The following is an 8,708-nucleotide window of genomic DNA, read 5'->3' as shown; positions in this document are numbered from 1 at the left end:
GCATCCCTCAGCCCGCCCGGCGTTTGAGGGCAAGGCGCCGGCGCAAGCCGGCAGCAGGGGCAGCAGCCTGCACCACTGGCAGGCTGCCTAAAGTCAGCAGCCGAGGAGCCGGCTCCCCAAGTAGGCCTCGATCTGGTCGAGCGACACCCGCTCCTGCTTCATCGTGTCGCGCTCGCGCACCGTCACCGCGTTGTCGTCGAGCGTGTCGAAGTCCACCGTCACGCAGAACGGCGTACCGATCTCGTCCTGGCGGCGGTAACGCCGCCCAATGGCACCGGCGTCGTCGAACTCGATGTTCCAGTTACGGCGCAGATCGGTCGCCAGACCCTTGGCCTTCGGGGAGAGCTGCGGGTTCCGCGACAGCGGCAGCACCGCGACCTTGACCGGCGCGAGCCGCGGGTCGAGCCGCATCACGGTGCGCTTCTCCATGACGCCCTTGGCGTTGGGCGCCTCGTCCTCGTTGTACGCGTCGAGCATGAAGGCGAGCATGGCGCGGTTGAGGCCGGCCGCCGGCTCGATGACGTACGGGAACCAGCGCTCGCCGGCCTCCTGGTCGAAGAACGACAGGTCCTGGCCGGAGCCCTTGGAGTGCGCCTTGAGGTCGAAGTCGGTGCGGTTGGCGACGCCTTCGAGCTCGGAGTACTCGGTGCCGCCGAAGTTGAAGCGGTACTCGATGTCAACGGTGCGCTTGGAGTAGTGGGAGAGCTTCTCGGCGGCGTGCTCGTACCACCGCATGTTCTCCTCGCGCATGCCGAGGCCGGTGTACCAGTTCCAGCGCTGCTCCATCCAGTACTCGTGCCACTGCTCGTCCTCGCCGGGCTTGACGAAGAACTCCATCTCCATCTGCTCGAACTCGCGGGTGCGGAAGATGAAGTTGCCCGGCGTGATCTCGTTGCGGAACGACTTGCCGGTCTGCGCGATGCCGAACGGCGGCTTCTTGCGCGAAGTCTGCTGCACCTGGGCGAAGTTGGTGAAGATGCCCTGGGCGGTCTCGGGGCGCAGGTAGGTGACGGCGCCGGAGTCCTGGGTCGGGCCGAGGTGGGTGGCCAGCAGGCCGGAGAACTGCTTGGGCTCGGTGAAGCTGCCCTTGTTGCCGCAGTGCGGGCAGTTGATGTCGGCCAGCCCGTTGGCGGGCGACTTGCCGTGCTTGGCCTCGTACGCCTCCTCCAAGTGGTCCGCGCGGAACCGCTTGTGGCAGGAGGTGCACTCGGTGAGCGGGTCGGTGAACGTGGCGACGTGGCCCGAGGCCTCCCAGACCTCGCGGGCCAGGATCACCGACGAGTCGAGACCGACGACGTCGTCGCGCGAGGTGACCATGGAGCGCCACCACTGGCGCTTGATGTTCTCCTTGAGCTCGACGCCGAGGGGTCCGTAATCCCAGGCGGCGCGCTGGCCGCCATAGATCTCACTGCACGGGTATACGAAGCCACGGCGCTTGCTCAGGCTGACGATGGTGTCGATCTTGTCGGCGGCCACGGTGCTCTCTTCATTGCGACGACGAACAGCGAAGGCTTCAGGTTACCGGCGGCTCCACCCCCCTAATCAAATCGGTTCCGCGACCCTCCGCCGCGAGCCGGGTCACACTTTCCGTTGTTGACAATCGTTTCCAATTTTGTTGAAAATGAGTGTCATGAACGTACGCCGCACCGGCTCCACCCGAATACCCACTGTCACCGTCGCCGCCCTCGCCGCGGCCGGCCTCCTCGCGCTCTCCGCCTGCTCGTCCTCGGACACCGCGGCCAAGGGCAAGGACGGAAAACTGAACGTCACGGCGTCGTTCTACCCGCTGGAATTCCTCGCCCAGCAGATCGGCGGGGACCACGTCAACGTCACTGACCTGACCAAGCCGGGCGTCGAGCCGCACGACCTGGAGCTCACCCCGAAGCAGACCGCCGCCCTCGGCGAGTCCGGCGCGATCGTCTACCTGAAGGGCCTCCAGCCCTCCGTGGACGACGCCGTCAAGCAGTCCGGCGTGAAGCACGTCGCCGACGCCGCCTCCCTCACCCACCTCGAAGAGCACGGCACCGAGGTCGACGGACACCACCACACCACCAAGGACAACGGCACCGGCAAGGGCGGCGAGGACGAGCACGAGCACGGGGGGCATGACCACGGGCACGAGCACGGCGGTCACGACCACGGGAACAGCGCCGCCGCCGACCCGCACATCTGGCTCGACCCCGTGAAGTACGCCGAGGTCGCCAAGGGCGTGAACAAGACCCTCGCCGAGGCCGACCCCGACCACAAGGCCGACTACCAGAAGAACACCGACGCCCTGGTCAAGAAGCTCGGCGACCTCGACGCCTCGTACCGCGACGGGCTCAAGAACCGCGCCTCCGAAACCTTCATCACCACCCACGCCGCCTTCGGCTACCTCGCCGAGCGGTACGGGCTCGTCGAGGAGGCCATCGGCGGCATCGACCCCGAGGCCGAGCCCAGCGCCGCCCGCGTCAAGGACCTGCATAAACTCGCCAAGGACCACGGCGTCAGCACCGTCTTCTTCGAGACCCTCGCCAGCCCCGCCACCGCCAAGACGCTGGCCAGCGACCTGAAGCTGAAGACCGACGTGCTGGACCCGCTCGAAGGCATCACGGACAAGTCCAAGGGCCACGACTACTTCGAGGTCATGACGTCCAACCTGAAGGCCCTGCAAAAGGCCCTCGGCGCCAAGTGAGCCGGGCCGCCCACCCGACGGAGGAAACCATGGAACCGCAACCGCCCGAACCGGTCATCTCGCTGCGCGGCGCCACCGCCTCGCTGGGCTCGCGCCCCGTGCTGCGCGGCGTCGACCTGACCGTGCGGCGCGGTGAGGTGGTGGCACTGCTCGGCGCCAACGGCTCCGGCAAGTCCACGGCCGTACGGTCCGTCGTGGGGCAGGTCCCGCTCTCCGCCGGCGAGCTGGAGCTCTTCGGCACCCCGCGGCGCGCCTTCAAGGACTGGGCGCGGATCGGCTACGTACCGCAGCGCACCACCGCCGCCAGCGGGGTGCCCGCGACCGTGCGCGAGGTCGTCTCGGCCGGCCGGCTGGCCCGTACGAAACTGGGCCCGCCGCGCCGGGCCGACCGGGAGGCCGTCGTACGCGCCCTGGAGCTGGTCGGCATGGCCGACCGGATCAAGGACCCGGTGGCGGCGCTCTCCGGCGGCCAGCACCAGCGGGTGCTCATAGCCCGCGCGCTCGCCGCCGAACCCGAGCTGCTGATCATGGACGAGCCCATGGCCGGCGTCGACCTCGCGAACCAGGCCGTCCTCGCGGACGCCGTGCGCGACCAGGTCGCCGCGGGCACCACCGTCCTGCTCGTCCTGCATGAACTCGGCCCCCTGGAGCCGCTGATCGACCGCGCCGTCGTCCTGCGCGACGGCTGCGTCGTGCACGACGGCCCGCCGCCCGAGGCCGTCGGCCAGCACGCGCTGCCCGGCCACGACCACGTACACCCGCACGCCGACCCGGCTGCCGAACCGATCCGGACAGGGCTGCTGACCTGATGGACATCCTCGACCTCGCCTTCATGCAGCGCGCGCTGATCGCCGCCCTCCTGGTCGGCGTCACCGCCCCCGCCATCGGCATCTACCTCGTCCAGCGCCGCCAGGCGCTGATGGGCGACGGCATCGGCCACGTCGCCCTGACCGGCGTCGGCCTCGGCTTCCTCCTCAACACCAGCCCGGTGTGGATGGCCACCGCCGTCTCCGTGGCGGGCGCGGTCGCGATGGAGCTGATCCGCTGGTTCGGCCGGACCCGCGGCGACCTCGCGCTCTCGATGCTCTTCTACGGGGGCATGGCGGGCGGCGTGATGCTGATGAGCCTCTCCCCCAACGGCTCCAACGCCAACCTCATGACGTATCTCTTCGGCTCGATCGTCACGGTCTCGCCCTCCGACATCACCACGATGTGCGTCCTGGCCGCCTTCGTCATGCTGGTCACGCTCGGGCTGCGGCGGCAGCTGTTCGCGGTCTGCCAGGACGAGGAGTTCGCCCGCGTCACCGGGCTGCCGGTGCGGCTGCTGAACCTGCTGATCGCGGTGACCGCCGCGGTCACCGTCACCGTCGCGATGCGCGCCGTCGGCCTGCTGCTGGTCAGCGCCCTGATGGTGATCCCGGTCGCCGCGGCGCAACAGATCGCGCGGAGCTTCGCGACCACCTTCGCGATGGCCGCCGGCCTCGGCGTGCTGGTCTCCCTCGCCGGCACCACGACCTCGTACTACCAGGACGTGCCGGCCGGCGCGACCATCGTGCTGATGGCGATCGTGCTGTTCGTCGCCTTCACCGCGCTCGCCGCGCCGCTGGCGCGAAGGCGGGCGAGGCGGGCGAAGGGCGCCGCGGCGGATGAGGAGCGGTGCACGCTGGAGGTGCCGGAGGCGCGTACGCCGACGGACGACGTACGGGTCTAGTCCGTACACCGCCGAGGGACCGCGTACGGGTCACGTCCGTACACCGCCCATTACGGCACAAGGGGAGCGCTCCCGTCCCCGAACCCTGTCCGGCGCCCCGGGGATATCCCCCGGGGCGCTGCCGCACCTGGCACAATTGGCCGGGTCACTCGTGACGACGGGCATGCAGGCGAGCAGGAGGAGGCAACTGTGGTGACCGCTGGTCCACCGGTACGCGGCCGATCCACCAGGCAGCGAGCCGCCGTCTCGGCGGCGCTCGATCAGGTGGACGAGTTCCGCAGCGCGCAAGAACTCCACGACATGCTCAAACACCGCGGCGACTCGGTCGGCCTGACCACCGTCTACCGCACCCTCCAGTCCCTCGCCGACGCCGGCGAGGTCGATGTGCTCCGCACCAGCGAGGGCGAGGCGGTCTACCGCCGCTGCTCCAGCGGCCACCACCACCATCTGGTGTGCCGGGTCTGCGGCAAGGCGGTCGAGGTCGAGGGCCCGGCCGTCGAGAAGTGGGCGGACTCGATCGCGGCCGAGCACGGCTTCGTGGACGTCGCCCACACCGTCGAGATCTTCGGCACCTGCGACGACTGCTCGAAGCAGTAACGCTCGGAGCAGTAGCCGCAGGTCCGCTCGCCTCCCGGCGCCGGACGGGCGCCGGGTCAGGTCAGCCCGTCGGGGCGGTCAGCCCGTCGGGGCGGACTTCTCCGCCTCCTCGGCCGCCACGGCCTCCGCGGCGCCGAACCGGCGGTCGCGCTGCGCGTATTCGAGACAGGCGCGCCACAGGTCACGGCGGTCGAAGTCGGGCCACAGGACGTCCTGGAAGACCATCTCGGCGTAGGCGCTCTGCCAGATCAGATAGTTCGAGGTGCGCTGCTCCCCGGAGGGGCGTACGAAGAGATCCACATCCGGCATGTCCGGGTAGTACATGTACTTGGCGAAGGTCTTCTCATTGACCTTCGACGGGTCGAGCCGCCCCGCCTTGACGTCCGCGGCCATCGCCGCCGCCGCGTCCGCGATCTCCGCCCGGCCGCCGTAGTTGACGCAGAAGTACATCGTCATGGCGTCGTTGTCCTTGGTCTGCTCCTGCGCGACCTGGAGCTCCTGGACGACGGACTTCCACAGCTTGGGCATGCGCCCGGTCCAGCGCACCCGGATGCCCATCTCGTCCATCTCGTCGCGGCGGCGGCGGATGACATCACGGTTGAAGTTCATCAGGAAGCGCACCTCTTCGGGCGAGCGCTTCCAGTTCTCGGTGGAGAAGGCGTACAGGGAGAGGTTCTTGACGCCCAGCTCCAGACAGCCCTTGAGCACGTCGAGGACGACGCCCTCGCCGACCTTGTGGCCCTCGGTGCGCGGCAGCCCGCGCTCCTTGGCCCAGCGGCCGTTGCCGTCCATGACGACCGCCACGTGGTTCGGCACCAGCTCGCCGGGGATCTTCGGCGGCCGGGCCCCCGAGGGGTGCGGTTCCGGCGTCAGGTATTCGCGTCGGGAACGGCCCAGAATCCCGCGTCGTGCCATGCGTGCCACTTCTCCTAGGTTCGGTAGCTCTCGGTAGCTGCTGCTGCTACTTCTCGACGTACCGGAGCGAACGCAGACCCCGCTCCAGATGCCAGTGCAGATACGCCGCCACCAGCCCGCTGCCCTCCCTGGCATGCCGCGCCTCGCAGGCGTCGGCCGTCCCCCAGTCCCCCGTCAGCAGCGCGCCGAGCAGCGCGATCGACTCAGAGGAGGGTACGACGCTTCCGGGCACCCGGCACTCGCCGCAGATCACACCGCCCGCGGCGACCGAGAAGAACCGGTTGGGACCGGGCATTCCGCACTTCGCGCACGCCTCGAAGCTGGGCGCGTAGCCGTTGACCGCCAGCGAGCGCAGCAGAAACGCGTCAAGGATCAGATGCGGCTCATGCTCCCCCGCGGCCAGGGTTCGCAGCCCCCCGACGAGCAGCAGGTACTGCTGCACCGCCGGCTCGCCCTCATGATCGGTGAACCGCTCGGCGGTCTCCAGCATGGCGGTGCCGGCGGTGTAACGGGCGTAGTCGGTGACGATCGCCCCACCGTACGGAGCGATGGTCTCGCTCTGCGTACACAACGGCAGCCCCCGCCCCAGCAGCTCCGCCCCCCGCGCGAAGAACTGCACGTCCACGTGGGAAAACGGCTCCAACCGCGCCCCGAACTTCGACTTCGTCCGCCGCACCCCCCGCGCCACGGCCCGCACCCGTCCGTGCCCGCGCGTGAGCAGCGTGATGATCCGATCCGCTTCCCCGAGCTTCTGGGTGCGCAGCACGATGCCGTCGTCGCGGAACAGACTCATGCCAGTCATTGTCCCGCATGCCGAGGCCCGCTGTACGCGGGCCTGCTCACGGCCTCGGGGGAGCGAGCTCTCCTGCCTTTACGCGCTGGAGGAGGGCTCGGAGGCGGGCGGGGTCAATGTCCACGCACACGCCGCGCCTGCGCCATAGACCGCGTTGCTATATCGACTCCCTGTCGGAGCTCATCGTGCGATACACGTCATCGCTCTCCGACATGCGTTTGCGACGACTCCGTTGAAAGGTCCGGATGGAGTAGGCAATCAGGGCCAGGGCGATCACGGCCGACGCGTACTGGACCACACTCCAAGTGACAATGACAGCCGTGGCTTGCCCGTCTGCTTCCACGCGGAGGCGCATGTTGGTTTCGAAGAAGGCCACCAACGGAACCGCGAGCCGGAATGGGAGGCCGAGAAGGTCGCGCCGCCGCGCAAGGTAGCCGATGAGCCCCATGGGTACGCCAAGGATGACGGCGAGTACCACCCAGACAACAATCCCCGAGGAGAACCCCTCGCCGACGGTGCCGTGCGTCCCGGGCGGGTTGTTCGGGCTGATGTGCTTGAACCCGTAGTACGTGACCACGCCGACCGCTAGCCCTGCAAAGGAAAGGATGGCGGACATCGTTTTGGAGCGACAGCTGTAGCCCACGAGGAAGGCAAAGCAGCCCCAGGGCCAGCCACCGGAAAAGATGGTGCTCAGGGCGGAGCAGACGGCGTTGTCTCCCTTGCCGGCGACCGGGCCGATGAGTCCCAGCAGCAGCCCGGCCCCGAGGGACCCCGCGATCGGCGTGACGTAAGTGCGCAGAAGGTGGGCGATGACCTTCCCCATTGTGTGCGTGGATGTTTCGATGTCGGGTGTGGCGCGCGGCAAATGCCCGTAGGCTATTTCGCGGCTGTAACGGTTATCATCCAGCTCGCGAAATAGCCTCACCGGCTTTTCCGTCTACGGATAGTTCCTGTCGAGAGCGGAACGAGTTCTACTTGGTGGCGTAGTACGTCTTGCAGGTGTACGCGCTGCCGGTCGTCCTGTGAGCGTTGGAAGTCTCCTTCTTGGCGACCCAACCGCTACTGACTGTCACATTGCCGATGTTCACCGAGGACTTGTGGGTCTTCGTTTGGTGGTCGTAGTTCGAGTAGCAATACTTCGAGGTAGCGGTCGAGCCGGTGAGGTACCAGCCGTAGCACCACTTACCGCCGCTGCCCGGGTGGGTACATGCCTCCACCTTCGGCTGGATGACCGAATCATCCATCTTGAACGACGCCTCGGCCCACTCTGCAGGATCACCCAGCTCTGCGGGCGGCTGCGTGCCGTCGCCTCGCGTGTGGTAAGTGATTGTCGCGTTGTAAGGATTACCCGTCGACTCGGGTGCATCGGCAGCGGCCGACATCGTGGAACCGCTCACCGTGAGCGCCAGGGCCGCAAAGCCGAGAGCGACGGACTTACCGAACCTACTCACTGATGAATTCCCCCTCCATGCGAACTCCCCGTGCGGAAGTTCTCAAAGAATCATGAGTGAAGGCTTGGTGAAAGTCAAAGGTGTTGTAAATATGGAATAAATCTGCCTTGTGTCTGACATGTATGTTTTGCGAATTATGACCTCTGGCATGCTGCCCCTACGCCCCCTCCGTGCCGAGTGGCTTGATTGAGCCTGGCTTGAATTCTCCCCCTTGCGCTTTGCCGACGATTTATGGTTTCTCCTGCGAACGGTATTCCGCTGTCCGTAAGCCTCGGCGCCAAATACAAGTGGGCGGCCTCCGGCACCGCCGCGTCGCAGGCAGTGACGGACCTGGTCGGAAGGTTTAGGGATGACGGCGCGGATCGATCCCACGTCGACGCAAATGCCCTCGGATCACCCAGGACGAATGCGCACGGTCCCCCAGTACGACGTCCGGCCGGGTCCGTGGTCTTCCCGGCCCGGCCCACGGAACGCGGAGGCCAGCCATGGCGGCCTCGATGATCAACCGACGAACGCACCAGCCTTTACGTGCTGGAGGAGGGCTCGGAGGCGGGCGGGGGTGGTGGT

At 67.8% G+C, this 8,708-nt stretch carries 9 protein-coding genes and 1 pseudogene; 4 read left to right on the top strand and 6 right to left on the bottom strand.

All coding sequences use genetic code 11. The features are described from left to right. Positions 1-93: 93 nt before the first annotated feature. Positions 94-1,476 carry a glycine--tRNA ligase gene (locus tag ACFU99_RS22765; RefSeq protein WP_384394784.1) on the bottom strand — a complete coding sequence of 461 codons (1,383 nt, stop codon included), beginning with the start codon at positions 1,474-1,476 and terminating at the stop codon, positions 94-96. Positions 1,477-1,630: 154 nt separating this feature from the next. Between ACFU99_RS22765 and ACFU99_RS22760 the strand changes: the two genes are divergently transcribed. From ACFU99_RS22760 to ACFU99_RS22745, 4 genes are all read left to right on the top strand, one after another. After that, on the top strand, positions 1,631-2,674 hold the full coding sequence (locus tag ACFU99_RS22760; protein ID WP_384394783.1) for a metal ABC transporter substrate-binding protein: 1,044 nt from the start codon (positions 1,631-1,633) through the stop codon (positions 2,672-2,674). 29 nt (positions 2,675-2,703) lie between these two features. After that, complete coding sequence (locus tag ACFU99_RS22755) at positions 2,704-3,483, top strand: metal ABC transporter ATP-binding protein (RefSeq protein ID WP_384394782.1); 780 nt, start codon at positions 2,704-2,706, stop codon at positions 3,481-3,483. After that, positions 3,483-4,385 carry a metal ABC transporter permease gene (locus ACFU99_RS22750; protein WP_384394780.1) on the top strand — a complete coding sequence of 301 codons (903 nt, stop codon included), beginning with the start codon at positions 3,483-3,485 and terminating at the stop codon, positions 4,383-4,385. The genes ACFU99_RS22755 and ACFU99_RS22750 overlap by 1 nt, the downstream gene beginning before the upstream one ends. Before the next feature lie 189 nt (positions 4,386-4,574). Beyond that, positions 4,575-4,982: a Fur family transcriptional regulator gene (locus ACFU99_RS22745; RefSeq protein ID WP_384394778.1), complete on the top strand. Its 408-nt coding sequence runs from the start codon at positions 4,575-4,577 to the stop codon at positions 4,980-4,982. Positions 4,983-5,060: 78 nt separating this feature from the next. Here the strand turns inward: ACFU99_RS22745 and ACFU99_RS22740 are convergent, their stop codons facing one another. From ACFU99_RS22740 to ACFU99_RS22720, 5 genes and pseudogenes are all read right to left on the bottom strand, one after another. Next, positions 5,061-5,897: an isoprenyl transferase gene (locus tag ACFU99_RS22740; protein ID WP_384394777.1), complete on the bottom strand. Its 837-nt coding sequence runs from the start codon at positions 5,895-5,897 to the stop codon at positions 5,061-5,063. Between the two features lie 46 nt (positions 5,898-5,943). Continuing rightward, positions 5,944-6,690 (bottom strand): DNA repair protein RecO, encoded by a 747-nt coding sequence (gene recO, locus ACFU99_RS22735; RefSeq protein ID WP_384394775.1) that lies wholly within the window; start codon positions 6,688-6,690, stop codon positions 5,944-5,946. Between the two features lie 157 nt (positions 6,691-6,847). Continuing rightward, positions 6,848-7,615, bottom strand: coding sequence for a hypothetical protein (locus tag ACFU99_RS22730; protein WP_384394773.1), 768 nt, complete (start codon positions 7,613-7,615; stop codon positions 6,848-6,850). A gap of 46 nt (positions 7,616-7,661) precedes the next feature. Continuing rightward, positions 7,662-8,141 carry a lactococcin 972 family bacteriocin gene (locus ACFU99_RS22725; RefSeq protein ID WP_384394771.1) on the bottom strand — a complete coding sequence of 160 codons (480 nt, stop codon included), beginning with the start codon at positions 8,139-8,141 and terminating at the stop codon, positions 7,662-7,664. A 240-nt stretch (positions 8,142-8,381) separates the two neighbouring features. Then, positions 8,382-8,637 (bottom strand): annotated as a pseudogene (locus tag ACFU99_RS22720) (IS5/IS1182 family transposase); the annotation flags it as partial. Between the last annotated feature and the right edge of the window lie 71 nt (positions 8,638-8,708).

This window comes from Streptomyces sp. NPDC057654, assembly GCF_042800135.1.
Taxonomy (GTDB): domain Bacteria; phylum Actinomycetota; class Actinomycetes; order Streptomycetales; family Streptomycetaceae; genus Streptomyces.
This window is presented reverse-complemented; position numbering and strand designations above follow the sequence as displayed.

Bases quoted from the DNA above. Each gene is read 5' to 3' on its own strand.
- ACFU99_RS22760 (WP_384394783.1), top strand. From the start codon at position 1,631: ATGAACGTACGCCGCACCGGCTCCACCCGAATACCCACTGTCACCGTC.
- ACFU99_RS22755 (WP_384394782.1), top strand. From the start codon at position 2,704: ATGGAACCGCAACCGCCCGAACCGGTCATCTCGCTGCGCGGCGCCACC.
- ACFU99_RS22750 (WP_384394780.1), top strand. From the start codon at position 3,483: ATGGACATCCTCGACCTCGCCTTCATGCAGCGCGCGCTGATCGCCGCC.
- ACFU99_RS22740 (WP_384394777.1), bottom strand. From the start codon at position 5,897: ATGGCACGACGCGGGATTCTGGGCCGTTCCCGACGCGAATACCTGACG.
- recO (WP_384394775.1), bottom strand. From the start codon at position 6,690: ATGAGTCTGTTCCGCGACGACGGCATCGTGCTGCGCACCCAGAAGCTC.